This window comes from Micromonospora sp. NPDC052213, from assembly GCF_040679695.1.
In the GTDB taxonomy this organism is placed as follows: Bacteria; Actinomycetota; Actinomycetes; order Mycobacteriales; family Micromonosporaceae; genus Micromonospora.
Window position 1 is genome coordinate 18,341 of sequence record NZ_JBFAVI010000015.1, and the last position, 25,788, is coordinate 44,128.

The 25,788-nt window shown below is 74.9% G+C and carries 25 protein-coding genes, 3 tRNA genes, 3 pseudogenes and 1 riboswitch; of the genes and pseudogenes, 5 read left to right on the forward strand and 26 right to left on the reverse strand.

From position 1 onward, the window contains the following. Positions 1-69: 69 nt before the first annotated feature. From AB0L34_RS06365 to AB0L34_RS06390, 6 genes and pseudogenes are all read right to left on the reverse strand, one after another. Entirely contained in the window at positions 70-1,188 is a 1,119-nt protein-coding gene (locus AB0L34_RS06365) for a hypothetical protein (protein WP_363702386.1), read from the reverse strand. A gap of 305 nt (positions 1,189-1,493) precedes the next feature. Beyond that, positions 1,494-2,129 (reverse strand): GAP family protein, encoded by a 636-nt coding sequence (locus AB0L34_RS06370; protein WP_363702388.1) that lies wholly within the window; start codon positions 2,127-2,129, stop codon positions 1,494-1,496. Positions 2,130-2,341: 212 nt separating this feature from the next. Further along, on the reverse strand, positions 2,342-2,770 hold the full coding sequence (locus AB0L34_RS06375; RefSeq protein WP_363702390.1) for an arsenate reductase ArsC: 429 nt from the start codon (positions 2,768-2,770) through the stop codon (positions 2,342-2,344). A gap of 14 nt (positions 2,771-2,784) precedes the next feature. Beyond that, positions 2,785-3,258, reverse strand: a complete 474-nt coding sequence (locus tag AB0L34_RS06380; RefSeq protein WP_363702488.1) for an N-acetyltransferase family protein — start codon at positions 3,256-3,258, stop codon at positions 2,785-2,787. Between the two features lie 62 nt (positions 3,259-3,320). After that, positions 3,321-4,028: pseudogene (locus AB0L34_RS06385) on the reverse strand (MIP/aquaporin family protein); the annotation flags it as partial. Then, positions 4,025-4,399, reverse strand: coding sequence for a metalloregulator ArsR/SmtB family transcription factor (locus tag AB0L34_RS06390; RefSeq protein WP_363702392.1), 375 nt, complete (start codon positions 4,397-4,399; stop codon positions 4,025-4,027). The gene AB0L34_RS06390 and the pseudogene AB0L34_RS06385, both read right to left, overlap by 4 nt. Positions 4,400-4,521: 122 nt before the next feature. Between AB0L34_RS06390 and AB0L34_RS06395 the strand changes: the two genes are divergently transcribed. After that, positions 4,522-4,980, forward strand: a complete 459-nt coding sequence (locus tag AB0L34_RS06395; protein WP_363702394.1) for an ArsI/CadI family heavy metal resistance metalloenzyme — start codon at positions 4,522-4,524, stop codon at positions 4,978-4,980. 355 nt (positions 4,981-5,335) lie between these two features. Here the strand turns inward: AB0L34_RS06395 and AB0L34_RS06400 are convergent. The 8 genes from AB0L34_RS06400 to AB0L34_RS06435 all read right to left on the reverse strand — a co-directional run bounded on the left by AB0L34_RS06400 (position 5,336) and on the right by AB0L34_RS06435 (position 10,968). Further along, positions 5,336-5,409 (reverse strand) — tRNA-Phe (locus AB0L34_RS06400). A gap of 101 nt (positions 5,410-5,510) precedes the next feature. Then, a tRNA-Asp gene (locus tag AB0L34_RS06405) sits at positions 5,511-5,587 on the reverse strand. Between the two features lie 32 nt (positions 5,588-5,619). Continuing rightward, positions 5,620-5,692: transfer RNA gene (locus AB0L34_RS06410), tRNA-Glu, on the reverse strand. A 154-nt stretch (positions 5,693-5,846) separates the two neighbouring features. Beyond that, the gene (locus tag AB0L34_RS06415; RefSeq protein ID WP_363702396.1) at positions 5,847-6,644 is read right to left on the reverse strand and encodes a polysaccharide deacetylase family protein; all 798 of its coding nucleotides are present in this window, start codon (positions 6,642-6,644) and stop codon (positions 5,847-5,849) included. A 75-nt stretch (positions 6,645-6,719) separates the two neighbouring features. Further along, on the reverse strand, positions 6,720-7,673 hold the full coding sequence (locus tag AB0L34_RS06420) for a MerR family transcriptional regulator (protein WP_363702398.1): 954 nt from the start codon (positions 7,671-7,673) through the stop codon (positions 6,720-6,722). Further along, positions 7,663-8,274, reverse strand: coding sequence for an isopentenyl-diphosphate Delta-isomerase (gene idi, locus AB0L34_RS06425; protein ID WP_363702400.1), 612 nt, complete (start codon positions 8,272-8,274; stop codon positions 7,663-7,665). Before idi ends, AB0L34_RS06420 begins: the two co-directional genes overlap by 11 nt. 34 nt (positions 8,275-8,308) lie before the next feature. After that, positions 8,309-9,817, reverse strand: coding sequence for a phytoene desaturase family protein (gene crtI / locus AB0L34_RS06430; RefSeq protein WP_363702490.1), 1,509 nt, complete (start codon positions 9,815-9,817; stop codon positions 8,309-8,311). Beyond that, positions 9,817-10,968 carry a polyprenyl synthetase family protein gene (locus AB0L34_RS06435; RefSeq protein WP_363702402.1) on the reverse strand — a complete coding sequence of 384 codons (1,152 nt, stop codon included), beginning with the start codon at positions 10,966-10,968 and terminating at the stop codon, positions 9,817-9,819. The genes crtI and AB0L34_RS06435 overlap by 1 nt, the downstream gene beginning before the upstream one ends. A gap of 65 nt (positions 10,969-11,033) precedes the next feature. On the opposite strand from AB0L34_RS06435, the gene AB0L34_RS06440 reads away from it, so the two are divergent. Next, entirely contained in the window at positions 11,034-11,972 is a 939-nt protein-coding gene (locus AB0L34_RS06440) for a phytoene/squalene synthase family protein (RefSeq protein WP_363702404.1), read from the forward strand. A 23-nt stretch (positions 11,973-11,995) separates the two neighbouring features. On the opposite strand, the gene AB0L34_RS06445 is transcribed toward AB0L34_RS06440, so the two are convergent. Continuing rightward, positions 11,996-13,060 (reverse strand): serine hydrolase domain-containing protein, encoded by a 1,065-nt coding sequence (locus AB0L34_RS06445; protein WP_363702406.1) that lies wholly within the window; start codon positions 13,058-13,060, stop codon positions 11,996-11,998. A gap of 91 nt (positions 13,061-13,151) precedes the next feature. Between AB0L34_RS06445 and AB0L34_RS06450 the strand changes: the two genes are divergently transcribed. Then, a complete protein-coding gene (locus AB0L34_RS06450; RefSeq protein WP_363702408.1) occupies positions 13,152-14,627 on the forward strand; it encodes an FAD-dependent oxidoreductase in 1,476 nt (491 codons plus the stop codon). 50 nt (positions 14,628-14,677) lie between these two features. Here AB0L34_RS06450 and AB0L34_RS06455 read toward each other — a convergent pair whose 3' ends face one another. Together AB0L34_RS06455 and AB0L34_RS06460 are read right to left on the reverse strand one after the other, a co-directional pair. After that, positions 14,678-15,439, reverse strand: coding sequence for a crotonase/enoyl-CoA hydratase family protein (locus AB0L34_RS06455; protein ID WP_363702410.1), 762 nt, complete (start codon positions 15,437-15,439; stop codon positions 14,678-14,680). A gap of 41 nt (positions 15,440-15,480) precedes the next feature. After that, positions 15,481-16,398, reverse strand: a complete 918-nt coding sequence (locus AB0L34_RS06460) for an EamA family transporter (protein WP_363702412.1) — start codon at positions 16,396-16,398, stop codon at positions 15,481-15,483. 167 nt (positions 16,399-16,565) lie between these two features. Continuing rightward, a riboswitch (cobalamin riboswitch) is annotated at positions 16,566-16,766 on the forward strand. Between the two features lie 36 nt (positions 16,767-16,802). Between AB0L34_RS06460 and bluB the strand changes: the two genes are divergently transcribed. Together bluB and AB0L34_RS06470 are read left to right on the forward strand one after the other, a co-directional pair. Then, on the forward strand, positions 16,803-17,432 hold the full coding sequence (bluB, locus tag AB0L34_RS06465; protein ID WP_363702414.1) for a 5,6-dimethylbenzimidazole synthase: 630 nt from the start codon (positions 16,803-16,805) through the stop codon (positions 17,430-17,432). A 150-nt stretch (positions 17,433-17,582) separates the two neighbouring features. Beyond that, positions 17,583-18,422, forward strand: coding sequence for a Rieske (2Fe-2S) protein (locus AB0L34_RS06470; protein ID WP_363702416.1), 840 nt, complete (start codon positions 17,583-17,585; stop codon positions 18,420-18,422). A 372-nt stretch (positions 18,423-18,794) separates the two neighbouring features. Here AB0L34_RS06470 and AB0L34_RS06475 read toward each other — a convergent pair. The 9 genes and pseudogenes from AB0L34_RS06475 to AB0L34_RS06515 form a co-directional block, all read right to left on the reverse strand. Next, a pseudogene (locus AB0L34_RS06475) lies at positions 18,795-19,904 on the reverse strand (LysM domain-containing protein); the annotation flags it as partial. Positions 19,905-19,927: 23 nt separating this feature from the next. Beyond that, positions 19,928-20,368: pseudogene (locus AB0L34_RS06480) on the reverse strand (hypothetical protein); the annotation flags it as partial. After that, positions 20,365-20,844, reverse strand: a complete 480-nt coding sequence (locus tag AB0L34_RS06485) for a TadE/TadG family type IV pilus assembly protein (RefSeq protein ID WP_363702418.1) — start codon at positions 20,842-20,844, stop codon at positions 20,365-20,367. The pseudogene AB0L34_RS06480 and the gene AB0L34_RS06485, both read right to left, overlap by 4 nt. Further along, positions 20,829-21,233: a TadE family protein gene (locus tag AB0L34_RS06490; RefSeq protein ID WP_363702492.1), complete on the reverse strand. Its 405-nt coding sequence runs from the start codon at positions 21,231-21,233 to the stop codon at positions 20,829-20,831. The genes AB0L34_RS06485 and AB0L34_RS06490 overlap by 16 nt, the downstream gene beginning before the upstream one ends. Positions 21,234-21,350: 117 nt before the next feature. Further along, complete coding sequence (locus AB0L34_RS06495; RefSeq protein ID WP_350702076.1) at positions 21,351-21,554, reverse strand: hypothetical protein; 204 nt, start codon at positions 21,552-21,554, stop codon at positions 21,351-21,353. A 27-nt stretch (positions 21,555-21,581) separates the two neighbouring features. Next, a complete protein-coding gene (locus tag AB0L34_RS06500) occupies positions 21,582-22,454 on the reverse strand; it encodes a type II secretion system F family protein (RefSeq protein WP_363702494.1) in 873 nt (290 codons plus the stop codon). Between the two features lie 61 nt (positions 22,455-22,515). After that, positions 22,516-23,460 carry a type II secretion system F family protein gene (locus AB0L34_RS06505; protein WP_363702496.1) on the reverse strand — a complete coding sequence of 315 codons (945 nt, stop codon included), beginning with the start codon at positions 23,458-23,460 and terminating at the stop codon, positions 22,516-22,518. Beyond that, positions 23,421-24,998 carry an ATPase, T2SS/T4P/T4SS family gene (locus AB0L34_RS06510; RefSeq protein ID WP_363702420.1) on the reverse strand — a complete coding sequence of 526 codons (1,578 nt, stop codon included), beginning with the start codon at positions 24,996-24,998 and terminating at the stop codon, positions 23,421-23,423. Before AB0L34_RS06510 ends, AB0L34_RS06505 begins: the two co-directional genes overlap by 40 nt. Beyond that, positions 24,988-25,788 (reverse strand): ParA family protein, encoded by an 801-nt coding sequence (locus tag AB0L34_RS06515; RefSeq protein WP_363702422.1) that lies wholly within the window; start codon positions 25,786-25,788, stop codon positions 24,988-24,990. The genes AB0L34_RS06510 and AB0L34_RS06515 overlap by 11 nt, the downstream gene beginning before the upstream one ends.

Below are 25,788 nucleotides of genomic sequence, written 5' to 3' on the forward strand. Positions count from 1 at the left end.
TGGTGCTGGCCCGCCGACCTTCCGGCTGCCAGCCCCCGACCGGTACGGGTCAGGGCGTCGGGCGCCTCGTCATGCCGCCTCGTCCCGGAAACGCACCTCGGGGTAGGCCGGGGCGGGTGCGTCGAGCAGGGGCTGCGGTCGATCACGCAGGTGCGCGTCGAGGAACGCCGCGACGTACGCGCGGGTGATCAGCAGTTGCCGGTCCCCCGGAATGGCGCCCGGGTCCATGCCCAGTTGGGCGCCGAGGACCGGCCGGTCCGTGAAGGAGAGGTGACCACTGCCGGTGACGGTGAGCCACCGCTTCCAGCCGGCCAGGCCGGGCCAGTCGCGCAGCCAGCTCGCGTCCGTCGGCCGCTCGGAGCCGACCAGCAGGAACGGCTTGGCCACGGTGCCCGCCGGGACCGGGACGAAGTGGGTGCCGTCCAGGTTGACACCGGCGTCGACCCGCCGGTCGGTGCGGAGCACCTGCGCGGCGCTCGCGCCGCCGATGGAGTGCCCGGCCATGCCGATCCGGCTCGCGTCGATGAACCGGGCGCCGCGCCACACCGGACGCGGCCCGGTCAGCCGGTCCAGCAGGAACGACACGTCGGCCGCCCGTCCCTCGACCACCCGGGGGAGCCTGTCCTGCCCGGTCGCCTCACAGGCGAGACAGTCGGCGACCCGGCCGTCCGGGAACTCGACTCCCCGCGCCTCGTGGGGGTGGTCCACGCCGGCCACCACGTACCCCCGGCTGGCCAGCTCCTCGGCCAGCCCGGTCAGCGACTCCCGGCTGAGGCTGAAACCGGGAGAGAGCACCACCAGCGGCCAGCCCCGGGCGGCCGGCCGGACCGGCACGTCGCGGCGGGCGTTGGTGCGTACGGTGGTCAACAGGTCCGGCGGGAGGGGCAACCCCTCGGCGGCGATGATCCGCGCGGAGACCGCCGCGGTGGTGTAGGGCGCCCGCGCGCCCGGCGCGGCCACCGCCGGGTACCAGAGCGACACCATCAGCTCCCGGCGTAGCTCGGGCCGCCACGGGTCGGGCCGGGCGTCGTCGGTCAGGTGCAGCCAGGTGGTGCCGACCAGGTAGCGGCCGGTCGGTGCCGGCAGCTTCAACGCCGGCGCCGAAGCCTGGGCCGCGACCGGGCTGCCGGCCAGCAGTGTGGCCAACAGCGTCAGGAGTACGAGCAGTGCCCGGCCGCGGCTACGCAAGGCGACCACCGGCCGCTGCGCCCGACGCCGCCGCCGCGCCGAAGCGTGTCGTCAGCCCAGTTGAAGTGATCATGTCGCCCTCCCTGAGGATCCGTCGTGACGCGTCGACGGTAGGGATCCGCCAGGGGCGCGCACCGTGCCCGAACGACAGGCGGGCGTACCCACCTTCGTCAGGGTTCGGCCCTGCGCCGTCGGCCACGGCAGCGTCGACCGGCCCGGCAGAGGCGCAGCTCTCTCCGCGTTGCTTCCAGGGCTGGCCGGTCTGGCGACTGCCCGACGAGGAGATCCTCCGCAAGCGGCGGTGATCAGAGCAGGTCGGACACGACGATAGCCACGAAGATCAGGACCACCGCCTCGCTGACCAACCACGAGTGGTCGTTGGCCCAGTTGCGGATCTTCGGCAGCGCTGCCGTCGCCCGCTGACCGAACGCGAGCAGGGCGAGCAGTGGCAAGGCCAGTAGCAGCAGCGTCAGACACAGGAACGGCAGCAGGTTCCACCACGGCTTGTCGTGGCCTGCCAGGCTCCCGGCGACTGCCAGCATGGTCGCCTCGTCGCTGGGCATGGCGATGAAGAGAAGGAAGCCCAGCCCGAAGGCGAAGCGCGGCTCGGCCTCCTGCAACCTGCTCATCCACTTCGGCGGCTGGCTGCGCCTGCGGCGGGCGAAGATCATCACCATCAACGCCAGCAGCACCAGCAGCACCACCCAGTCGATCACGCGACGCGTGCCGGAATGCTTGTGCTGCCCGTTCCCGGCGCCATGCACCGTGTGGAAGACGACGTACCACACGGTCAGCGCGACGAGGATGCCGAGCCCGGCGCCGACCAGGTAGGCGAGCGAGCTGCGCTTCGCGTTCCGGCTGGAGGCGAGGAAGATGGCGCTGATGATCTGCGGACCGGCGATCATCACGAAGGCGAGCGGCAGGACACTCAGCAGATTCACGGTCCCTCCCTGTCGCCCTGATTCTTTTCCGAACCGGCCCGCCAGGTCGGCGTTCTGGGTGATCCGGTCCGTCCGGCCCACAGTGAGTCCGCGCAATCCACGTGTGACACGGGACGGCCATCGGCGGGATTCCGGGGCCAACGAGGGTCAGACCGGGCAGCCGTGTTCTCGGGGCGTGACGCAGAAGCGCCGACCGGCTTTCGCGACGGGGTCTACCGGCCGCTCGTAGGAGCACGAGGCGTCGATGAAGGGTCGGTGATCAGCTTCTCGACTCGGGCGCGGATGTCGTCGCGGACCTGGCGGACGACGTCGAGGGGCTGCCCGGCGGGGTCGGTGAGCTTCCAGTCTTCGTAGCGTTTGCCGGGGAAGACGGGGCAGGCGTCGCCGCAGCCCATGGTGATGATGACGTCGCTGGTTTCGGCGGTGTCCCAGGTGAGCCGGGCCGGGGTTTGGTCGGTGATGTCGATGCCGACCTCGCGCATGGCTTCGACGGCGACGGGGTTGATCTGGTCGGCGGGTTCGGAGCCGGCGGAGCGGACGTCGATGGTGTCGCCAGCGAGGTGGCGCAGCCAGCCGGCGGCCATTTGGGAGCGGCCGGCGTTGTGGACGCAGACGAACAGGACGGTGGGCTTGTCGCTCATCGGTGGGCTTCCTGTCAGGTGATGGTGGGACTGCGGCGTTCGATGAGGGTGACGTCGCGCCAGGTGCCGTGGTGTCGGCCGACGCGTTCGCGGGTGCCGACGGTGCGGAAGCCGCAGGTGGTGTGCAGGGCGAGGCTGGCGGTGTTCTCGGGGAAGACCCCGGATTGGATGGTCCAGATGCCGGCCTGCTCGGTGGAGGCGATCAGGGCGTCGAGCAGGAGTCGGCCGACTCCTCGACCGCGGGCGTCGGGATGGACGTAGACGGAGTGCTCGACGACCCCGGCGTAGACGCATCGGTCGGACACGGCCGAGCAGGCCACCCAGCCCAGGACGCGGCCGGTGGGGTCGACGGCCACCCAGCGGTGGTGCGGTAGCCGGGTCGCGGTGAACCGCTCCCAGGTCGGTGGCTCGGTTTCGAAGGTGGCGTGGCCGGTGGCGATGCCGAGCCGGTAAATGTCGAGCACGGCGTCGGCGTGCTGGTCGCCCATCGCGGTGATGGTGATGCCGGCGGGGCTGGCGGGGGCGTTCATCGGTTCTCCTGGACGAGGTGCGGCACGACGACGGCGTCGGCGGAGTCGGCGGCGTGGGGGTACCAGGCGGCGAGCGCGGCGACGGCGACCAGGCCGCCGACGAGCTGGGCGGCGATGAAGCCAGGCACGGATGCGGGGGCGATGCCGGCGAAGGTGTCGGTGAAGGCCCGTCCGATGGTGACGGCCGGGTTGGCGAACGAGGTCGACGAGGTGAACCAGTACGCCGCCCCGATGTAGGCGCCCACGGCGGCCGGAGCAGCGGAGGTGCGGCCGGAGCGGGCGAGGGCGAAGACCAGGAGGACCAGGCCGGCGGTGGCGACCACCTCAGCCAGCCACAGGTTCCCACCGACCCGGTCGGTGCGCGACCAGGCCACGGCCGGCAGGTCGAACATGAGGTCAGCCAGGACAGCCCCGGTGATCGCACCGCCGATCTGGGCTGCGGTGTAGGCGGCGAGATCCCGTCCGGTCAGGCCGGTGCCGGCGCGGCGGCCGAGCCACCAGTCGACGGCGGAGACGACCGGATTGAAATGCGCCCCGGACACCGGCCCGAAGGTCAGGATCAGCGCGCCCAGGGCCAGGGCGGTGGCGATCGCGTTTTCCAGGAGCTGGAGCCCGACGTCAGTCGGAGAGAGTCGGGAGGCCGCGATCCCAGACCCGACCACGGCGGCGACCAGGAGGGCGGTGCCGGCGAACTCCGCCGATGCCCGCCGGGGCAGGGCGAGGCTCACTCGGCGCTGCCGGCTGCGGGGGCGGCGGAGATCTCCAGCAGCGCGCCGAGCTGGCGGAACGCCTCCGGCTTCACCCGGTACCAGACCCAGGTGCCGCGCCGCTCGGAGTCGACCAGGCCGGCCTCGCGCAGCACCTTGAGGTGGTGGGAGATGGTCGGCCCGGACAGGTCGAACGCCGGGGTCAGGTCGCAGACGCACATCTCCGGCACCGACGCGATCATCGACATCAGCCGCAGCCGGACCGGGTCACCGAGGGCCTTGAACATCGGCGCGACTACCGCCGCCTGCTCGGGGTTCATCGGGCGGACGGCGATCGGGGAGCAGCAGGCGACCGCGTTGAGGCCCACCACCGGCAGCTCTTGTTTCGACATTCCTCTAGCTTGACAGATCTCAAAACAGGGTGCAACGTAGTCCTTGCTTCGAAAATCATCTAGGCAACCGCACCGCCGCTCTCGCCTACCACGTCCGCTGAACCCATCAGGAGGGAACAACCATGTCTCGTGTCCAGCTCGCTCTGCGCGTGTCCGACCTCGAAGGCTCCGTGGCCTTCTACTCGAAGCTGTTCGGCGTCGAGCCGGCCAAGCGTCGCCCCGGTTACGCCAACTTCGCCGTAGAGAACCCGCCCCTGAAGCTCGTCCTCTTGGAGGGCGAGGCCGACCAGCCCACCGTGCTGGACCACCTGGGCGTCGAGGTGTTCAGCACCGACGAGGTCACCGCCGCGACCCGGCGTCTCACCGACTCCGGCCTCATCACGCTGGAGGAGAACAACACCGAGTGCTGCTACGCCCTCCAGGACAAGGTGTGGGTGCGCGGCCCCGGCAACGAGCCCTGGGAGGTCTACACCGTCAAGGCCGACTCCCCCCAGTTGGAGAAGGCCGCCGGGAGCGCATGCTGCACCCCGGCCGCCGGGAAGGAGCCGGCCACGGCCGGAGCAGCCGGAAGCTGCTGCTGACTGGTGAGGCATACGCGCCCGGCCTCGACCAGGGGGCGGGCGCGTTCGGCTTGAGGGGAGCCGTGCGATTCACGTGCGATACGTGACGGTGCTCCCGGGCAAGGAGCGGTCAGCAGCGCGCACAACGACAGCAGAACGATCCGAAGCGCATACAGCAAGATCCCCACCAGGGTCGGGATCGGGCAACCACCGCTTCTCGGTCGCGGTGTGACACCCGGAGGTCTTTCACAAGCAGAGGGTGGCCAAGAGCGGTCAACCATGGCCAAGGGCGATCCATGAGGCAGGCCCCTGCACGCAGAAGCGCCGACCGGCGTTTCCGCTGGTCGGCGCTTCAGTAGCCCGGCGAAAGGCTATGTGGCCAGGGGCGGGGTCGAACCGCCGACCTTCCGATTTTCAGTCGGACGCTCGTACCAACTGAGCTACCTGGCCGTGTTGCTCGGTTCATGCTACCCGCACGGCGGGCTGTCCGCCGGGAGGGTCACACGCTCCGATACGCAGAACGCCGCGCATGGTGGGCGCGGCGTCAGCGCTGGCGGTCCTGACGGGACTTGAACCCGCGACCTCCGCCTTGACAGGGCGGCGAGCACTCCAACTGCTCCACAGGACCTAGCTTTGTTGCCTCCGGCCGAAGCCGGACCGTGCCCCCAACGGGATTCGAACCCGTGCTACCGCCTTGAAAGGGCGGCGTCCTGGGCCGCTAGACGATGAGGGCGGCCCCGCCATCATTGCACACTCGCAACTTCAAGCGGACTTGCTCCCATCCGGCCCCGCCGGAGGCTTGGATAGCTTACGTGATGGTCGGCCCCTCGACCAAACCGGTATGGCCCTGGCCACAACGAGCCACAAAACCGCAGGTCAGGGACGGTCTAGCGGAGTCGGGCGATGCCGAAGCGGCGCTTCAGGTCGGTGATCAGGTGCGGGCAGGCGGCCAGTGTCGCGGCCCGATCGCCGCCCCCGTCGTGCAGCAGCACGACCGATCCGGGCCGGGCCGCGGCGCGTACCCGCTTGGTGATCGTCGCGGTGGTCGGCTTGCCCCAGTCCTGCGGGTCGACGCTCCAGTGCAGCGACCGCATGCCGAGCTGCTTGGCGACCGACACCACCTCGGGCGTCCACCGGCCGCCCGGCTGCCGGTAGAACGGCACCTTGGCCCCGGGCGCCGCGGCCCGGATCGCCGCGTTCGTGCGGGCCAGGTCGCTGCGGATCTCGGCGACCGGTCGCCGGGCGAGGTCCATGTCGTGGCGCCAGCTGTGGTTGCAGAGCTGGTGCCCCTCCCGCACGATCCGCCGCACCAGATCGGGGTGGCGGCGGGCCTGGGTGCCCACCACGCAGAACGTGGCGGTGACCCGCGCCGCGCGGAGGTGGTCGAGGATCTTCGGCGTCCAGACCGGGTCGGGCCCGTCGTCGAAGGTCAGCGCCACGGCCCGTACGCCGGTGCTGCGCTGCAGGCCCGGCGGCAGTTTGCTGGGCAGCGGCCGGACCGGGCGTTTGGGCGGGGTGCTGCGGGTCGGGCGCGGGCTGGCCGTCGGGGTCGACTCCGGCGGCAGCGGCGCCGAGGCGACGGGGCTGGGGCCGGCCGCCTCCGGCGGGGACGCGGAGGTGTCGCCGCAGCCGCCGAGGAGGAGGGCAAGGGCCAGACCGGATGCCAGTACGGCGCGTGGGCGCATCGTTCGCTCCCGAAGGGGGTCGGGGTCAGCGGACCCCCCGACGCTAGTGGACGGCTTTTCGTCCCGGCGCCCCGGTCAGCCAGCGGTGGACTGGTCCAGCGAGTCGCGTACGGCCAGCGCGAGCGAGACCGCCTCGCTGAGGTCGAGCGGCCGCACCACCCCGGCGGGCAGCGAGTCCGCCGGCCAGCCGGGCCCGGCGGCGAGCACCAGCAGCGGCCGGCGGGGCGCGGCGAGCAGGGCGGTGAGCTGGGCGGGGTCGGCGGTGGCCGGGGCGTGCGACCAGACGACCACGGCGGCCGGCCCGGTCCGGTTGACGGCCTCGACCAGCGCCGCCCCCGGCACCCGGGCACCGAGCATCCGGTAGCCCACGCCGGCCTCGGCGAGCGCGGCGGCGAGCGCCTCCAGCGGCAGGCTGTGCTGCTCCTCGTCGGCGCAGGAGAGCAGGACGCGCGGCGGCCCGGTGGGCGCGCCGGCCCGGGCGACCGCCGCGAACGCCTCCGACACGCACCGGGACACCAGGTGCTCGACCTCGATCAGGCCGGCGGTGGCGGCGTGCCGCTCCCCGATGCCGACGAGCACCGGGCGCAGCAGCCCGTCCCAGGTGGCGACCACCCCGTCCGCCTCGACGGCGTGCGCGATCGCCTCGCTGATCGCCACCGAGTCCAGCCGCATGGCGGCACGGGCCAGCCCCCGGGCGGCCGGCCCGGCCCGGCCGACCGGGATCGTCGGGCCGCCGCCGTCCCGCGTGCCGGCGGTACGCGCGGGCGGGCGGGCACGGGCGTCGGTGGCGGGTGCGGCCGCCGGCGTCCGACGGGCCCAGCGGGCCGCCTCGGCGGGGGTGACCCCCTGGGCGGTGAGCCGCCGCATGATCTCCAGGCGCGCGAGGTCAGCCGGCGTGTAGCGCCGGTGGTGCCCCGGTACGTGCTCGCTCGGGCCGAGCCCGTAGCGCTGGTGCCAGGTGCGCAGGGTGGTGACGGCGACCCCCAGCTGCCTGGCCACCGCCCCCGCGCTCAGCGCCTCATCGGCCACCCGACCGCTCCGACGCGTCGTCCGCCGGCAGCGCGGAGGGGCTGGTGGCCGCGTTCGGCGGGCCGACGGTCGGCCGCAGCAGCCGCTTCACCACCCCGCCCAGCCAGGGCGCGTACGCGCGGGGATCGGCGTCGAGGTCGGCGACCAGCTCGACGGGGTCGACCCAGCGCAGCTCGGCCACCTCGTCGGGGTCGGGCAGCAGCGGCGTGCCCGGCCGGAACCCGCCCCGCAGGACGTGGTCGTACTCGAACTCGACCCGGCCGGTGGCCGGGTCCTCGGCGTAGTAGACGTACACCCCGACCTCGGTCAGCTCGACCGGGTCGGCGCCGAGCTCCTCGCGCAGCCGGCGGTTGGCGGCCTCGGCCAGCGACTCGCCGGGCGCGGGGTGGCCGCAGCACGAGTTGGCCCAGCGCAGCGGGAAGCGGGTCTTCACCCCGGCCCGGCGCTGGAGCAGCACCCGGCCGTCGGGGTCGACGAGCAGCACCGAGAAGGCGCGGTGCAGCTGGCCCGGGGGCTGGTGCGCGGCGGACACGGTGGTCTCGCCCCGTGCGTGCCCGGCGTCGTCGACGAGCTCGACGAGGTGCTTCTCGCGGGTGGTCACGGCAGGTGCCTTTCGGGTGTGCGGGCGAGGGTCATCAGGATTCCCCGGTGATGCGGCCGGCGGCGAGCTTGCCGGAGATGAGCACCATCGGCACGCCGACGCCGGGCTGGGTGCCCGAGCCGACGAAGACCACGTTCGACAGCGTCCGGTGCAGGTTCGACGGGCGGAACGGGCCGGTCTGGAAGAAGCTGTGCGCGGCGGCGAACGGGGTGCCGGCGGCCATCCCCTGCTCGGCCCACTCGGCCGGGGTGACGGCCCGCAGCACCTCGACGCCCGCGCCGAAGCCGACGTAGCCGCGCTCCTCCAGGGTCCCGACGAGCTGGTCGGCGTAGCGGTCGGTGAGGTCGCCCCGCCAGTCGAGCGGCGCCCGGTGGAGGTTGGGCACCGGCGCGAGCACGTAGTAGGTGTGCCGGCCGGCGGGCGCGACCGACGGGTCCGTCCGGCTCGGGTTGGTCACCAGCAGGGACGGGTCGCTCATCAGCTCGCCGCGCCGGATGACCTCATCGAAGGTGCCCTTCCAGGACCGTCCGAAGTGGATGTTGTGGTGGGCGATCCTCCCATATCCCTGCCGGGATCCCACGTGCAGGACCACGCAGGACGGCGAGTAGGTGAGCCTGCGGGGGCGGGTCGGCGGCAGCAGGTCGCGGTAGGCGACCGGCAGGTCGGGGTTGAGCACCACCACGTCGGCCGGGATCAGCTCCCCGTCGGCGGTCAGCACGCCGGTGGCCCGGCCGTTCGCGGTCTCCACCCGGGTCACCGTGGTGTCGTACCGGATCTGCACGCCGTGTTTCTCGGCGGCGCCGGCCATGCCCCGGGAGACCGCGTGGATGCCGCCGCGCGGGAAGTAGACCCCGGCCACCGAGTCGAGGTACGCGATGACCGCGTAGATGGCCAGGGCGTCGTGCGGGGCGAGGCCGGCGTACATCGCCTGGAAGGAGAAGATCCGCTGGGTGCGTGGGTCGCGGAAGAACTGGTTGATCTTCGTCTGGAGTCGGCGGAAGGCGCCGCCCGCCAGCAGCCTCAGGAGGTTGCCGGTGAGCAGGTCGGTGGGCGCGTCCAGGTTGCGTTCGATGAAGTCGGCGCGCTCCCACTGCCAGAGCTTCCGGGCGTAGTCGACGAAGCGCAGGTAGCCGTCGGCCTCGCGGGGGCCGCAGACCCGGGCGATCTCGGCGGCCATCCGGGCGGTGTCGGTGATGACGTCCAGCGTCGACCCGTCGGGGTAGTAGGCCCGGTAGGCCGGGTCGAGCGGGGTCAGGTCGAGCCAGTCGTCCAGTTCCTCGCCCACCGCGCCGAGCGCCTCGGCGATCAGGTCCGGCATGGTGAGCACGGTGGGGCCGGTGTCGAACTCGTAGCCGTCGACGCCGAGTCGGCCGGCCCGGCCGCCCGGCACCGGCTCGCGCTCCAGCACGGTCACCTGCCGGCCGCTGCCCGCCAGGTGCAGCGCGCAGGCCAGCCCACCCAGGCCGGCGCCGACCACCACCACCCGGTCCGTACGCCCGTGCACGGTGCGCACGCGACCACCCCCCTGTGCGAAGTTGCCCATCATGCCCGCCGGTTGGTGGCGGCGGTGGCGAGACCGGTCAGCGCGGTGCGCGCCGTCTCGTCGACCGACGCGGCGTCGAGCGCGGCGAGCGCCTCGGCGACCCGGTCGGAGATCATGCGCTCGACGCGGTCCACCGCGCCCGTGTCGGCGACCACGCCGGCGAGCCGGGCGATCTCCTCGTCCGTCACCCCGTCGCCGACCCGGTCCAGCGCGCGCCGCTGAGCCGGCGTGGCGAGCTGCCGGGCGAGCATGAGCAGCGCGGTCGGCTTGCCGGTGCGCAGGTCGTCGCCGGCCGGCTTGCCGGTGGCCGACGGGTCGCCGTAGACGCCGAGCAGGTCGTCGCAGAGCTGGAACGCCTCGCCGACCGCGAGCCCGTACCGGGTGTACGCGGCGATCAGCGGGGCGTCGGTCTCGACGCCGGCCAGGCGGGCGCCGAAGAGCAGCGGCTTCTGCACCGTGTAGCTCGCGGTCTTGTAGCGGGCGACCCGCAGCGCGCGGTCGACCGACCAGTTCGCCGCGTCGCTCTCGCCGAGCACGTCGAGGTACTGCCCGGCGATCGTCTCCACCCGCATCTGGTCGTAGCAGCGGCGGACGTGGAGCAGCCGGGCCGGCGGCAGGGCGGCGTGCGCGAGGAGCCGGTCGGCCCACACCACGCAGAGGTCGCCGACCAGCACCGCGACCGCCTCGCCGAACCGACGCGGGTCGCCCCGGTGCCCGGCGGCGGCGTGCCGGGCGGCCTGCGCCACCTGCACGGTCGGCCGGCCGCGTCGAGTGGCGGAGGCGTCCATCACGTCGTCGTGCACGAGGGCGAAGGTGTGCAGCAACTCCAGGGCGGCGAACGCCGGCAGCACGGCCGGCAGCGGCTCCGCGCTTCCCGCGCCGCGCCAGCCCCAGTAGGCGAACGTCGGCCGGACCCGCTTGCCGCCGGCCAGCACGCTGTCGCGCGCCGTCGCGGCGAAACGGCCCATCGCCGCGTCGATCTCGGCCAGCGAGGCGACCTCGGCGGCCAGGAAGGCGGCCAGGGTGCGGTCCACCGCCGTGACCAGATCCCTCGTGTACGCGGCCAGGACCGCGCCGACGAGGTCGTCCCCGTCCCCCTGGGCTGCCGGCGTGACGCGGAGGGTGTTGCCGGCAACTGCGTCGTTGGCCATGCGGCCGAGCGTACCCTAGGGTTACGTCTTGCGTCGATTGGTGCGTCGATAGTTGAGGAGGGCCGGTGGACACGGATCTCACCGCTGCCTATGACCGTTGCCGTGCGGTGCACAGGCGCCACGGCCGCACCTACTATCTCGCGACCCGGCTGCTGCCCGCCTGGAAACGGCGGCACGTGCACGCCCTCTACGGGTTCACCCGCTACACGGACGAGATCGTCGACCGGACCGAGGAGTTGTCCCCGGCCGAGCGCGCGGCACGGCTCGACGACTGGGCCGGCCGCTTCGTCGCCGGGCTGCACGGCCAGCCGGTCGACGACCCGCTGCTCCCGGCCGTGTTGCACACCATCGCCGTCTTCGATCTCGACCGGGACGACTTCGTGTCGTTCCTCAAGAGCATGGCGATGGACCTGACGGTCACCTCGTACCGCACCTACGACCACCTGCTCGACTACATGGAGGGCTCGGCGGCCGTCATCGGCACGATGATGCTGCCGATCCTGGGCAGCTCCGACCCGGCCGCGGCCCGCGAGCCGGCGCGCCAGCTCGGCTTCGCCTTCCAGCTCACCAACTTCATCCGGGACATCGGCGAGGATCTGGAGCGCGGGCGGACGTACCTGCCCGACGACGACCTCGCCCTGTTCGGCGTCACCCGCGAGGAGCTGACCGAGGCCCGCGCCCGGGGGCGGGCCACGCCCCGGATCCGGAAGCTGATCGCGTACGAGGTGGGCCGCGCCCAGGCCCACTACGCCGCCGCGGCACCCGGGATCACGCTGCTCGCGCCCGCCTCGCAGGCGTGCATGCGCACCGCGTACGCGCTCTACGGCGGCATCCTCGACGAGGTGGCCGCGCAGGACTACGACGTCTTCGCCGGCCGGGCGCTGGTGCCGCGGCGCCGCCGGCTGGCGGTGGCCGCCCGCGCCCTGCTCACCCCGACCGGCACGCCCGTGGTGTTCCCCGGGCCCGCCCCGGCGCCCGCCCCGGTCCCCGTGCCCGCCCCGTGACGCCGCCGCCCGGGGGGGGCGGGTCAGAGGCAGGTGTGCAGGGCGTCCACCAGGGCGTCGACCCGGTCGTGGTCGGCCAGATGGGACGTTGCGTAGGCGAAGGTGTAGCCGCGCGCGGGGTCGGCCCAGGCGGAGCTGCCGCCGATCCCGCCCATGCCCCAGCTCCCGTCCTCCTCCCACCGCATGCCCAGCGTCCACCGGGTGCGCCGGCCCAGCAGCAGGTCGTCGCCGTCGTACTGGACCCGCGTCGCCTCGCCCACCAGCTCCGGGCTGAACAGGCGTACGCCGTCGAGGACGCCACCGGCGAGCAGGCCCGCGTAGAGTCGGGCCAGGGCACCCGCCGTCGAGTGCAGGTTGACCGCCGGCACCTCCGCGCCCCGCCAGAGCGGGCTGTTCACCACCGCCAGGTCCCGCCCGCCGGGCGGGTTGTCCAGCGCCCGCGCCCAGAGCGAGCCCGGCGCACCGGCCACCCGGTCCGGCCACCCCGGGTCGCCGTACCGCAGCTCGGCGCAGCGCCGCCGGTCCGCCTCGCCGAGGCCGAAGCCGAGGTCCAGCCGCCACGGCCCGGCGATCTCCTCGGCCAGGAAGCGGCCCACCGACCGCCCGTCGACCCGCCGCACCAGCTCGCCCACCAGATGCCCGTACGTCCAGGCGTGCTCGCCCGCGACGGAACCCGGGGGCCACTCCGGCCCGGCGGCGGCGAGGTCGGCGCAGAGCAGGTCCCAGTCGGCGATCGCGGCGGCCGGCCGGGGCACCGGGAAGGTCGGCAGTCCGGCGGTGTGTGCGAGCACCTGCCGGACGGTGGCCGCGGTGCGGAAGTCCGCCCAGTGCGCGGCGACCGGGTCGTCCAGGCCGAGCCGGCCCCGGTCGACCAGCATCAGCAGGCAGAGCGCGGCGACGGGCTTGCCGACCGAGTAGACGTTCACCAGCGTCTCCGGTCGCCACGGTCGCCCCGGCGACCGTTCCCCGCCGACGATGTCGACGACCGGCTCCCCGTCGTACCAGATCGCCAGGCCGGCCCCGCTCTCCCGGCCGCTGACGAGCAGGTCGGCGAAGCAGTCGTGGACGGCGGAGAAGCGGGCGCGCATCCGGCCACCGTAGGCGGCCGACCACCACCCGGGCAGCGAATATCGCGCCGGCCGGGTGGTCGGAGGCCGGGTGGTGCGGAATGCTGGCGGGATGGCGGAGCCGGAACTGGTGGACGTGGTCGTGGTCGGGCTCGGGGTCGGCGGCGAGGAGGTGGCCGGGCGGCTCGCCGAGGCCGGGCTGACCGTCGTCGGCGTCGAGCGTGACCTGGTCGGCGGGGAGTGCCCCTACTGGGGGTGCATCCCGAGCAAGATGATGATCAGGGCGGCCAACGCGATCGCCGAGGCGCGCCGGGTCGACGGGCTCGCCGGCACCGCCCAGGTCCGGCCCGACTGGGCGCCCGTGGCGAAGCGGATCCGCGAGGAGGCCACCGACACCTGGGACGACACGGTCGCCGTGGAACGCTTCACCGGCAAGGGCGGCCGGTTCGTCCGGGGCAGCGCCCGCCTCGACGGCCCCGGCCGGGTCCGGGTCGGCGAGCGGGTCTTCCAGGCCCGGCACGGGATCGTGCTCGGCACCGGCACCAAGCCGTCCGTGCCGCCGGTCGACGGGCTGGCCGACACGCCGTACTGGACCAACCGCCAGGCGATCGAGGTCGAGGAGCTGCCGGAGTCGCTGCTGGTGCTGGGCGGTGGCGCGATCGGCCTGGAACTGGCCCAGGTGTTCGCCCGGTTCGGCGTCCGCGTCACCGTCGTCGAGGCGGCGGACCGGGTGCTCGCGGTCGAGGAGCCGGAGGCGTCCGAGGTGGCCGCCGCCGCGCTGCGCGCCGACGGGGTGGAGATCCACACCGGTGTACGGGCGGAGCGGGTGCGCCACGACGGGCGCGGCTTCACGCTGCGCGGGGCCGACGGGGCGGAGTTCACCGGGCAGCGGCTGCTGGTGGTGACCGGCCGCCGGGCCCACCTCGACGAGTTGGGCCTGGAGACCGTCGGGGTGGACGCCGGCCAGCGGTACCTGGCCGTCGACGACCGGCTGCGCGTCACCGACGGGATGTGGGCGGTCGGCGACGTCACCGGGGAGGGCGCGTTCACCCACGTCGCCATGTACCAGGCGGGGATCGTCGTCGCCGACGTGCTCGACCACGCCCGGCGCGCCGACGGCGGGCCGGACGCCAGCGGCACCGCCCGCGTGACGGGCGGCGCTGTCGGCGCGGTCAGCGCGTCCGGCACCACCGGGTCGGGGGCCTCCGCCGGCGCGGTGCCGCGCGCCGACTACCGCGCGCTGCCCCGGGTCACCTTCACCGACCCCGAGATCGGCGCGGTCGGCCTCACCGAACGGCAGGCCCGCGAGCGCGGAATCAACGTGCAGGTCGGCCTCGCCGAGCTGCCGTCGTCGGCGCGCGGCTGGATCCACCGGAGCGGCAACGAGGGATTCGTCAAGCTGGTCGCCGACGCCGACCAGGGCGTGCTGATCGGCGCGACGTCGGTCGGGCCGGCCGGCGGCGAGGTGCTCTCCGGGCTGGTGGTGGCGGTGCACGCGGCCGTGCCGTTGGCCCGGCTCCGGCACATGATCTACGCCTACCCGACGTTCCACCGCGCCATCGAGGACGCGCTGCGGCACCTGCGTTAGACGGCCCCGCTGCGGCGCCCGCGCTAGACGGCCGCGCTGCGGCGCCCGCGCTAGACGGCCGCGCCGTGCCGCCCGGCGCCGGCGGCGAACCGGGCCGCCCCGGCCGCCGCGTCGGCGGCGAGCGAGTCCATCCCGTACGCCAGCTCGGTCGCCAGCGCCGCCGGCTCCGGCTGGCCCACGCCGGCCAGCACGGCGGCCCGGTCGTTGCGCAGGCAGGTCTGCGGGTGCCGGGCGATCTCGGCCGCCAGCCGCTCGGCCGCCGCCCGCGCCTCACCCGGGGCGACCAGCCGGTTCACCAGCCCCATCGCGTACGCCTCCTCGGCCGGCACCGGCCGGCCCGTGAGGATCAGGTCCATCGCCCGGCTCTCGCCGATCAGCCGGGGCAGCCGGACCGTCCCCCCGTCGATCAGCGGCACCCCCCAGCGCCGGCAGAACACCCCGAGGACCGCGTCGGACTCGGCGACCCGCAGGTCGCACCAGAGCGCCAGCTCCAACCCGCCGGCCACGGCGTGACCGGAGATCGCGGCGATCACCGGCTTGCCGAGCACCATCCGGGTCGGGCCCATCGGGCCGTCCCCCTCCGGCTCGACCCGGTTGCCGCTCGGGGTGCCGATCGCCTTCAGGTCGGCCCCCGCGCAGAACGTGCCGCCGGCGCCCCAGAGCACGGCCACCGCCGCGTCGGGGTCGGCCTCGAAGGCGCGGAACGCGTCGGCCAGGGCCCCGGCCGTCGGCCCGTCGACCGCGTTGCGGGCCGCCGGGCGGTCCAGGATCACCGTGGTCACCGGCCCGTCGTGCTCGACGCGTACGCCCATCGGCACAGCATGCCCCGGTGGTGCCGGCGGCGCCAGGGGCGTCAGCGCGCCTTCGCGGCGCGGGGACGGACCAGGGTCGCGCCCAGCGCGGCGCCGACCACGCACGCCACCCCGGCCGCCTGCGGCCAGGCCAGCAGCTCGCCCAGCAGGACCAGCCCGACCAGCGCGCCGATCGCCGGCTCCAGGCTGAGCAGGATCGCGAAGACGCGGGCCGGCATCCGGCGCAGCGCGGCCAGTTCGGCCGAGTACGGCAGCACCGACGACAGCAGCGCCACCGCGACGCCCAGCGCGAGGGTCCACGGGTCGAGCAGCGCCGTGCCGCTGCCGGCGACCCCGAACGGCAGTACGGCGAGCGCGGCGACGGCCATTCCCAGCGCGAGGCCCCGGCTGCCCGGCACGCGGGCGCTGACCGCCTTGCCGAGCAGTACGTACCCGGCCCAGCCGACCGCGATGGCGACGCACAGCAGCAGCCCCACCCGGTCCACCCCGGTCCCGCCGAGCCCGCTGATCAGCAGCACCCCGCCGCCCGCCAGGACCGCCCACGCCACGTCGGCCGGCCGGCGGCTGCCGGCGAGCGACACCAGCAGCGGCCCCGCGAAACCGATGGTGACCGCCACGCCGAGCGGCACCCGGTGCAGCGCCGCGTAGAAGGCGAGGTTCATCAGCGCCAGGGTGAGCCCGAACGCCCCGACCAGGCCGGCGGCGCGCCAGCCCAGCCGCAGCCCGGGCCGGGCCACGAGCAGCAGGATCAGCGCGGCGAAGCCGAGCCGCAGCGTGGTCGTACCGCCGGCGCTGGTGCTGCCGAAGAGCTGCTTGGCGACGGCCGCACCGACCTGGGTGGAGAGCATGCCCAGCAGCATCAGCAGCGGCGGCGGCACGGCCCGGGGCCGGCCGAGGGCGACGGTCAGTCGGGCCGCCGGGTGGCCGGCCGGCAGCGGGCGGGAGGCGAGTGCGTACACCCGGACCACACTGGTCGCGGACGGCGCGGCCCGCGACCGGATTTCCACGCCCGGCCGCCGGATCCGGCCGGCGGTCCGGCCCCTGCCGGTCGGCGACGACCTCTACCCCGACGCGGGTGCCGCCGCCGGCGGGGCGGCGGTCCGGGTGGCGCGGCGCTAGCATGCCGGGCGGCACGATCATGTGAGGTGCCCCGCGCGAGCGGGGAGAATCGGGAAGCCGGTGCGAATCCGGCACGGGCCCGCCGCGGTGACCGGGGAGCCACCGTCCACGCGCGAGAGCGCAGCCACTGGCCCGCCCGGGCCGGGAAGGCGGACGGCCAGGCGTCGATCCGGGAGTCCGAAGACCGGCCTCGCGGTCAGGTGCCCACGCCCGGAGCGTGGGCCGAGCGCAGCGGGAGCCTGCCTTGGATCTCTACGACGTCATCCATCGCCGCCGGGACGTCCGCGGCCAGTTCACCGGGGCGCCGGTGCCCGACGGGGCGCTGCACCGCGTCCTGACCGCGGCGCACGCCGCGCCGAGCGTCGGCTACTCCCAGCCCTGGGACTTCGTCCTCGTCCGCGACCCCGAGCTGCGGCGCCGGTTCCACGAGCACGTCCAGACCGAGCGGGACACCTTCGCCGCCACCCTGGACGGGGAGGCGGCCGAGCGGTTCGCCCGCATCAAGATCGACGGCGTACTGGAGTCCACCCTGTCCGTGGTGGTCACCTACGACCCGGCCCGCGGTGGCCCCGCCGTGCTCGGGCGGCACGCCATCGCCGACACCGGGCTCTACTCGGCCTGCCTCGCCATCCAGAACCTCTGGCTGGCCGCCACCGCCGAAGGGCTCGGCGTCGGGTGGGTGTCGTTCTACCGGGAGCCTTGGCTGGCCGAGCTGCTCGGCATCCCCGACGGCGTACGGCCGGTGGCGTGGCTCTGCCTCGGGCCGGTCACCCACTTCGAGGCCGTGCCCGACCTGGCCCGGCACGGCTGGCGGCAGAAGCGCCCGCTGGCCGAGGCGATCCACCACGACCGCTGGACGCCGCCGCACCGCTGACCGCACCGCCGCGGAAGGGCGGGTGCCATCCGGCCGGTGCCCGCCCGGTTCCGGGTCGGCAGGGACCTCGTCACGCACCGCTGCGGATCCGTCACCGGATACCGGTTTGCGGTCGCTCCTGCCGGGAAGTCGGTACGGGTGCGAGCACTCATGACGAAGATCGAGCAGGCCTCCGCGCTGGACCGGATCGGCGACCGGTTGCAGCGGGCCGTCCAGGCCACCCTCCGCCCAAGGCGCGTCCGCGACCTGCTGCACGGTGTGTGGCTGGGGCACCCGCTGCACCCGGCGATGGTGCAGGTGCCGGTCGGCGCGTGGCTCAGCACGGCCGTGCTGGACCTGATGCCGGGGCAGCGCCGCGCCGCCACCACGCTGTGCGCGGTGGGCACCGTCAGCGCCCTGCCGGCCGCGGTCGCCGGGCTCAACGACTGGGCGGCCCTCGCCCGAGACCAGCGCCGGATCGGCCTGGTGCACGCCGCCTCCAACAGCGTCGGCCTCACGTTCTACGCCGGCTCCATGGCCGCCCGGATGACCGGCCGGCACAACCTCGGCCGTACGCTCGGCTTCCTCGGGCTCAGCGCCGCGAGCATGGGGGCGTACATCGGCGGGCACCTGGCGTACAAGCAGGGCGCGCAGGTCAACCAGAGCATCTCCGAGCTGCACCGGATGAGCGACGGCTGGCACTCGATCGCGGACATGTCCGCCCTGCCGCAGCGAAAGCTGATCACCCGGGAGATCGACGACGTCTCGGTGATCCTCTACCGGCACGGCGACGAGGTCACCGTGATGCTGGAGCGCTGCCCGCACCAGAGCGGCCCGCTCGGCGAGGGTGAGGTGCAGGAGATCGACGGGCACGCGTGCGTGGTCTGCCCGTGGCACGGCAGCACGTTCCGGCTCAACGGCGGCGAGGTCGTGCACGGGCCGTCCGGCAACGACCAGCAGGTCCTGCCCACCCGCATCGTCAACGGCATGCTGGAAGCCCGCCTTCCCTGACCACCCCACCCACCCACCCATCCCGTCCGGGGGTTGGGGTGGGGTTTGGGCGGGTCAGGGGCGGCGGTGGCGGCCGATTTGGGGTTCGCGGGTGGTGTCCGCGTGGGCCCGGGACAGGGCACCGGCCACCGGATGGGGGCCGGTGGGCGCGTCGCGGGGGCCGCCCGGAGCGGTGCTGCTCGGGATGGCGGTCGTCCCGGTGTGGATGGTTGCGCCGGCGTCCCGGGGACTCGCGTTCCGTCCGGTTCCGCGTCCGGTCCGGGCCCGTACGGTTCCGTCGCGTCCGCTTCCGTTGCGGCTGTCTCCGTTCCGCCCGGTGCCCCCGGTGCCTCGACGGCGGGTGGTGGTGCGGGCCGCGCCTGCCGGTACGCGGGCGGGGCGGCCGCGCAGGCCAAGGACCGCGCCGATCTGCGCGCCGACGATGCTCGCCACCGCCAGGACGGCGGAGACCGCGAGCGGTCGGTTCACGCGGTCGGGCTCGCCGGCCCGGGCCGCCCCGACCGTCAGCGTCGGGGCCTCGTCGCCGGGCGTGTCGGCCGGCGGCGGTGCCGGGGCCTGCGCCGGGGGCGGGGGCGGGGGCGTCGCCCGCTCCGGGGTGACCTGCGGGGCCGGCCGGGCCGGCAGGGGTGCGGTGGGACGGGCGACGAGGCGGCCGGTGGCGTGCCGGCGGGCACCCCGGTCCTCGGCCTCCTGCGGGAGCCTCAGCAACTGGCCCGGGTGGATCCGGTCCGGGTCGTCGATACGGTTCAGGGCGGCCAGTTCACGGTAGGCGTCGAAGTCGTCGAGGTAGCGCTCGGCGACCCTGCCCAGCTGGTCGCCCCGGGCCACCCGGTAGACCGCCGCCCCGTCGGCCGAGGCCGCCGGAACAGGCTGCGCGGCCTGAGCAGCCTGCGCCGCCGAGGCCGCCGGAGCAGGCTGCGCGGCCTGGGTCGCCAGATCGACGTGGGTTGCACGGGCGGGCGACAGAGCCGGGCCAGCCTGGACGGCCGGAGCGGCGGAGGACGGCCAGGTGGCCTGCGGCGGGACAGCCATCGGCGCGTTAGCGGTCGGCGCTGCCGGCAGGGCGTACGGGCCGGCGATCGCCGTCGCCGCGCTCGCCGCCGGGCTGGCCGCGATGATCAGCGCGACCGACCCGACCAGGGCGGCGGCGGCCCGCTGCTGGCGGCTCATGCCCGGCAGCCGGGGTGCCGGCCGGCGCAGCGCCTGCGCGCAGAGTTCCACCAGCACGGAGAAGGCGAACGTCGCCCACCCGAACCACCCGGCCAGCGCCAGCGCGCGCAGGAAGAGACGCCCGTCGTCGCGGCTGGTCAGCGTCGCGCCGATCTCCGCGACGGTGGGCAGGTGGTCGGGCAGCGGGTTGCCGGCGAGGGCGAGCAGCGCCACGGGCGCGCCGACCAGCACCGCGCAGAGCACGACGAGCGCGCCGAACCCGGTCAGGATCCGTCCGGTCCGCCGTACGACGGAACGACCCGAAGCGGCCATGGCTGCTTTCCTTCCTTCGGTGCTCCGGTGAGCGGCCGCGCGGTCGCCTCGCCGGAGACGGTGACGGTCTCGTCGAAGCCGAACAGGCCGAGCATGGATCTGTGGTGGGTGACGGTGACGCGTACGCGGACCCGGGTCTCCCCGTCGACGACCGGGAAGCTGACGGTGTGGCCGGCGGCGCCGGCGGCGGCGAGGTAGTCGGCGACGGCCCGACGGGCCTGCGGCCGGTTGATCCGGGTGGGCCCGCCCTCGATGGCGGTGGCCCGGTCGATGGCCTGACCGCCGGCCCGGGCGGCCTCGGCCGCGAGGTTGTCGGCCCGCTGCAACGTGCGCAGTTGGCCGGCGCCGTCGAAGGCCATGCCGATGACGGCGAGGATCCCGACCATCGCCACCGCGAGGAAGACGCTCACCCGTCCCTCGTCGCCGAGGGTGGCGGGAGCCGGCCGGACCCGACCGGCGGTCATCGCCGGCTCCGGTAGCGGTCCAGCGGCGAGGTGAAGCTCGCCGACACCCGGTTGCCGGCGGGCATTCCCGGCAGGACGGACAGGTGCAGGTCCCGGTAGGAGACGGTGCAGGCGATCCGCACGGTGACCGAGGCGTCCTGCCCGGCGGGGCTGCGGAACGCCGCGTCGAGGGTGGTGGGCCTGCCGCGTACCGCGCCGCTGAAGGTCACCTCCGGGCTGCCGACGCAGTCCAGGCCCCGCCAGTCGAGCTGCCGGCGGGCCGCGTCCCGCGCCTCCGCGCGGGCGGTGCGGGCGTCCCGGGAGATCGACGCGGCGCGGGCGGCGTCGTGGGCGGCGGCGTCGATGGCCTCGGCCGCCACGGCGGTACGCCCCGTGACCCCGGCCAGCACGATCAGCGCGATGAAGGCCGGGGCGAGCACCGCCACCTCGATCGAGACCGAGCCCCGCTCGGCGGTACGGCTCACGGCGTGGTCCACCGTTCCACCGTCCCGTGGGCCGTCTGCCGTACCGGGAAGCTGACCCCGGGGACGACCGACAGGGCGCGACCGCGCACCGTGCAGGTCACCTCGGTCCTGGTGCTCTCGCAGCTCGGGGCGGGCTTGTCCCAGTCGACGAGCCAGCCGCCGGCGGCCCGCAGGAAGCGGGTGGCCCGGGCCTCGCCGGCCCCGGGCGGCGCCTGGTGCAGCCGTTGCGCGTTGACCGCGCTCTGCGCGGCGTTCAGCGCGGTGGAACGGGCGACGAACCAGGCCGCGGTCTGGATCGAGGCGAAGAGCAGCAGCAGGATCGCCGGCATCGCCACCGCCAGTTCGACCGGGTTGGCCCCCCGGTCGGTCCCGCCGGCTGCCAGGCGCCGGGCGACGGCCAGGGCAGGGCGGCGGGCGGCGGCTGGACCGGGGCGGCGGGCGACGGCCAGGGCGGGGCGGCGGGCGACGGTCACCGCCCGGCGCCCCGGCGAGGAGTCTGCGCGGCTCACGGATCAGGGCTACTTCGGGTCCTGGTGCTTCGGGATGTTGTCCATCCAGTCGTTGGCCGCGCCGAGGGCGGCGGCGGTGACCGCCATCGCGACGGCGACCAGGCCGAAGATGATCACGGCGGTGGGTACGGGGCTGTCCCCCCGTTCGCCGTCGCGGCGCAGCTCGGCCAGCCGCGCCGCCAGCGCGACGTGCAGGTAGGTGATGACGGACATGACGGGACTCCTTCTCTCGGGGTCGGATCAGAGGCGGGCGATGAACGGGTAGACGGCGAAGCCGAGCAGGACGAAGACGAGCAGCGCCCCGGGGATGTCGAGGCGACTGGTCACCCCCTCGGCCCGCGCCAGGTTGTCGGTGCGGATCTGGTCGCGCAGTGAGTCCGCGCGGCTGCGCAGGGTGTCGTGCACCTGCGCGCCCTCGCTGCCGGAGGAGCGCATGATCGCCCCGACGTCGCCCAGCTCCGGGATGCCGATGCGCTCGGCGAGGTCGCGCAGCTCGTCCCAGGGCGAGTGCATCTGCATCTGGGCGATCCGCAGCGCCTCAGAGATGCGGTCGAAGACCCAGCCGTCGCAGACCGCCGCCGCCCGTTCCAGCGACTGCACCGGCCCGTGGGCGGCGGCGAGCTGCAACGCGACCAGGTCCAGGTAGGTGCAGACGGCCTGGCGGAACTCGTCGCGGGCCCGGTCCGCCCGGTCCAGCACCGCCCGGTGCGCGACCAGGGCGCAGAGCAGCGCCAGCCCGAGGCTGCCGAGCACGGGCACGACCACCGGCAGCCGTACGCCGACGGCGAGGAGGGTGCCCCCGAGCAGCGTCGGCGCGGCGAGCCCGATCAGCGCGGAGAGCAGCATCGACAGGGCGTACTGCTCGGGGGTCCGGTCGATCAGGGCGAGCTGTCGGTGCGGTGGCCGTAGCCAGCGGGCCAGCCCGGTCAGCCACTCCAGCCGCCGGTCGGCGGGGGCGGTGAGCTGCCCGCCGCCGGGCGGCTGGTGCAGCCGGCGCAGCGCGGGCCCCAGCGCCGGGGTGGCCGGCACCAGTTCGCGGACCACCAGGAAAGCGCCCAGCCCGACGGTCGCCCCGCCGCAGACGGCGAGCGCGAGCTGCCAGTTGAGGACCACCGCGCTCACGGGGCTGGCCTTTCGTTCGCGACTGCGGGGCTCGCAAGCTCACTCCTCGCGCTCACGCGAGCACCTCCTGCGGGTCGGGGGCGGGCAGGAAGCGCGCCGGCCGGCGCGGCTGGCTCATCGACCGCACCCAGGCCAGCAGGCCGACGAAGGCCGCGCCGAGGGCCGCCATCACGAGCTGCCCGAAGGGCGTGCCGTACGGGCTGACGTACTCGGTGTTGAGCAGCCCGTACGCGACGGTGGCGAGGGTCATCCCGGTGAGGAAGCGGACCGCGAACCGGGGCTGGGTGCGCTTCGCCTCGATCTCCCGGCGGGTGGCCACCTCGGCCGCCGCCGCGTGCGCGATCGATCCGAGCACGTCGCCGAGGCGCTCGCCCCGGTCGGCCACGTGCAGGATCAGCGCCGCCACCACCTGGTCGCAGACCGGGTCGCCGATCTCGTCGGCGAAGGCGAGCAGCGCGGAGCGGGCCAGCCAGCCGGCCTGGAGGCGGGCGGCGAGCAGCCGTACCTCCTCCTGGATCTCCTCGGGCGCGGTGGTGACCGTGCCGATGATGGTCTGCTGGAGGCCCTGGCCGGTGGCCGAGACGTCCTTGAGCCGGCGGGTCCACTCACCGACCGCCTCGATCCGGGCGATGGCCCGCTGCTCGGCCCTGCCGACCGAGAACAGCCACGGGGTGCCGGGGACCGCCACCACGACCAGCAGGCCGACCACCGGCAGGCCGGTGACCAGGAAGGCCAGCGCGCCGGCGACCAGCGCGCCGACCAGCAGGGCCTGGTGCGCCCGCTGCTCGCGCGGGCTGGCGCCGGAGCCCTTCCACAGGCGCTCCAGCCCGCGGCCCGCGCCGGGCCCGCCGGACGGCCGGCGGGTGCCGACGAGCGCGACGACCGCCAGCAGCAGCCCGGCGACGCAGGCGGCCCCGGAGATCACCGCGACGAGTTCGACGTTGTCCAGCACCGCGGTCACCGCCGCCCGAGCCGGCTCTGCCGGGGCCGCCGCCAGGCGCCCGTGCCGGCCTCGATCCACCGGCCGAGCAGCCGGGCGTCGTAGCCGACCCGGAGGAGTTGGGCGCGGATCCGCTCGGGCAGGTGCCGGGGCACCGCCCGCCCGTCCGGCCCGGGACCGAACACCTGCGTGGTGGTGATCCGGTTGCCGTCGCCCACGCCGATGACCTCCTCGACGTGCGAGACGAAGCGGTGCTTGCGCCCGCCGATCGCGGTCTCGTCCTCGACGGTGACGTAGACGATCAGGTCGAGCGCGTTGCCGGCCATCCGGCGGGCCTGGTCGACGGTCATCTCCCGGCCGTGCGCCAGCGCCAGCTCGATGATCCGCTCGCTCACCCCGGCGGGCGTACGCGCGTGGATGGTGCACATCGAGCCGCGGCTGGTCGTCATGGCCTGGAGCATCGGGACGATCTCCCGGGACCGGACCTCGCCGACGATGATCCGCAGCACGCCCATCCGCAGCGAGACGGGGATCAGGTCGGCGATGCTCACCTCGCCGGCCGGGCGGCCGTCCGGCCCGCGCTCGCCGTGCCCCTCCCGGGCCTCGAAGCTCATCACCGCCCGGTGCTTGAGCCGGCGGCGGGCCGGCAGCAGCTCCCGGCTCTCCTCCAGCAGCACGTACGGCTCGTCGGCCGGGATCTCGTCCATCAGCGCCCGGATGACCGTGGTCTTCCCGGCCCCGGCCAGGCCGGCCACCATGATGTTCAGCCCGGCCCGCATGGAGGCGCGCAGGAAGTCGCGCACCAGCGGGTCGATCATCTCGTCCAGGTCGCCCCGGCCGCCGGCGAGGTCGTCCAGGCTCACGTCCAGCGTGTTGTGCTTGCGGATCACCGCGTACGGGCGGTGGCTGACCAGGAACACCGCGGCCAGCCGGCTGCCGTCGGGCAGTTGCAGGTCGAGGGTGGGCTTGGAGGTCGACAGCGACCGCTCGGTGGCCCCGGCGCGGCGGGCCGCCGCCTGGAGGATCTCCACCATCTCGTCGTCGCTGTCGGCGATCGGCTCGGCCCAGTCCACCCCGCCGCCGTGCCGGGTGACGCGCACCTGGTCGCAGCCGAGGATGTGCACCTCCTCGATGGTGTCGTCGACCAGCAGCGTCTGGAGGCGGCCGAGCCCGGCCAGCTCGGCGGTCACCTGGTCGAGCAGGAGCCGCTCCTCGCCGGCCGCCATCGGGGTGCCCGCGCGGCGCACCGCGTCGGCGTACTCGGCCACCACCGCGACCGCGAGCCGGGCGCGTTCGGTGTCCTCCTCGTCGACGGTGAACTCCCGGCCGCGCTGCCACCGGGTGAGCCGTTCGCTGAGTTCCCGGCGCAGTTTGCGGACCACCTGGAAGTCGACCCGGGCCCGGGGCGGCGGCTCCGGCGGCGGCCCGGCCAGCGGCACCGGAAGGGGCGCCGGCTGGTGGTGCCGCCCGTTGGGCGGGGGCAGCGGCGGCGCGGTGGAGGTGACGCCGGGCGGTGCGGTGGCAGTGGCACCGGGCGGGGTGGCGGTGCCGGGCGGCTGTCGGCGCGGATCGGCGGAGACCGGTTCAAACCGCATCCGGCACCCCCTGCGACACGGGCCAGGCCAGCCGGGCGCGCCGCCGTTCCAACAGCGCCCCGACCGACACCTCCAGGGCCCCGGCCGCGCGCATCAGCGGCCGACCGGCCCGTACGGTGCCGCCCAGGCTGAGCACCTCGGCCGTACGCGGGTCGTCCGGCAGCCGGGCGGCCACCGGCAGCCGCAGCGCCCTGCTCACCTCGCCGCTGCCGTGGCCGTCGCCGACCAGCAGCAGCCGCAGGCTGCCCGGCGGCACCCGGTGCTCGGCGAAGTCCCGCTCGATCGCCCTGACCATCGCGCGGGTGCCGGACAGGTCGGGCAGCCGGGCGCGGCTGACCAGCAGCACCACCGAGGCCGCGCGCAGGATCGGCCAGGGCGGACCGACGACGTGCAGCCGGCCGCAGTCGACGAGCACGTCGTACGGCGGGTCGCCGCGTTCCAGGCTGGCGAAGAAGTCGGCGAACCGCTGCCAGAGCGGGGTGACGCTGCCGGCCTGCGCGGGGTCGACGACGCCGGGCAGCAGCAGCCGTTCCCGCTTCGGCGCGTCCAGGTCGACCAGTTGCGACCAGAACGCGGTCTCCAGGTTGCCGTCGCGCAGCTCGCCGACCGCCAGTTCGCCGATGCCCCGGGGGCCGTCGAGCGCGCCGCCGAGGTAGCCGGCGAGGATGGACCCGCCGGCCGGGTCGCACTCGGCGAGCACCAGCCGCCGGTGCCAGGTCAGGGCGCAGGCCAGGGCGGAGGTGGTGACGCCCGGGGAGCCCTTCGCCGAGAGCAGCGCGATGATCGCCAT

Coding starts and splice junctions, on each gene's coding strand:
- AB0L34_RS06375 (WP_363702390.1), bottom strand. CDS start 2,770: ATGAGCGACAAGCCCACCGTCCTGTTCGTCTGCGTCCACAACGCCGGC.
- AB0L34_RS06380 (WP_363702488.1), bottom strand. CDS start 3,258: ATGGGCGACCAGCACGCCGACGCCGTGCTCGACATTTACCGGCTCGGC.
- AB0L34_RS06390 (WP_363702392.1), bottom strand. CDS start 4,399: ATGTCGAAACAAGAGCTGCCGGTGGTGGGCCTCAACGCGGTCGCCTGC.
- AB0L34_RS06395 (WP_363702394.1), top strand. CDS start 4,522: ATGTCTCGTGTCCAGCTCGCTCTGCGCGTGTCCGACCTCGAAGGCTCC.
- AB0L34_RS06415 (WP_363702396.1), bottom strand. CDS start 6,644: ATGCGCCCACGCGCCGTACTGGCATCCGGTCTGGCCCTTGCCCTCCTC.
- crtI (WP_363702490.1), bottom strand. CDS start 9,817: ATGGGCAACTTCGCACAGGGGGGTGGTCGCGTGCGCACCGTGCACGGG.
- AB0L34_RS06435 (WP_363702402.1), bottom strand. CDS start 10,968: ATGGCCAACGACGCAGTTGCCGGCAACACCCTCCGCGTCACGCCGGCA.
- AB0L34_RS06445 (WP_363702406.1), bottom strand. CDS start 13,060: ATGCGCGCCCGCTTCTCCGCCGTCCACGACTGCTTCGCCGACCTGCTC.
- AB0L34_RS06450 (WP_363702408.1), top strand. CDS start 13,152: ATGGCGGAGCCGGAACTGGTGGACGTGGTCGTGGTCGGGCTCGGGGTC.
- AB0L34_RS06455 (WP_363702410.1), bottom strand. CDS start 15,439: ATGGGCGTACGCGTCGAGCACGACGGGCCGGTGACCACGGTGATCCTG.
- AB0L34_RS06470 (WP_363702416.1), top strand. CDS start 17,583: ATGACGAAGATCGAGCAGGCCTCCGCGCTGGACCGGATCGGCGACCGG.
- AB0L34_RS06495 (WP_350702076.1), bottom strand. CDS start 21,554: ATGTCCGTCATCACCTACCTGCACGTCGCGCTGGCGGCGCGGCTGGCC.
- AB0L34_RS06510 (WP_363702420.1), bottom strand. CDS start 24,998: ATGCGGTTTGAACCGGTCTCCGCCGATCCGCGCCGACAGCCGCCCGGC.
- AB0L34_RS06515 (WP_363702422.1), bottom strand. CDS start 25,788: ATGGCGATCATCGCGCTGCTCTCGGCGAAGGGCTCCCCGGGCGTCACC.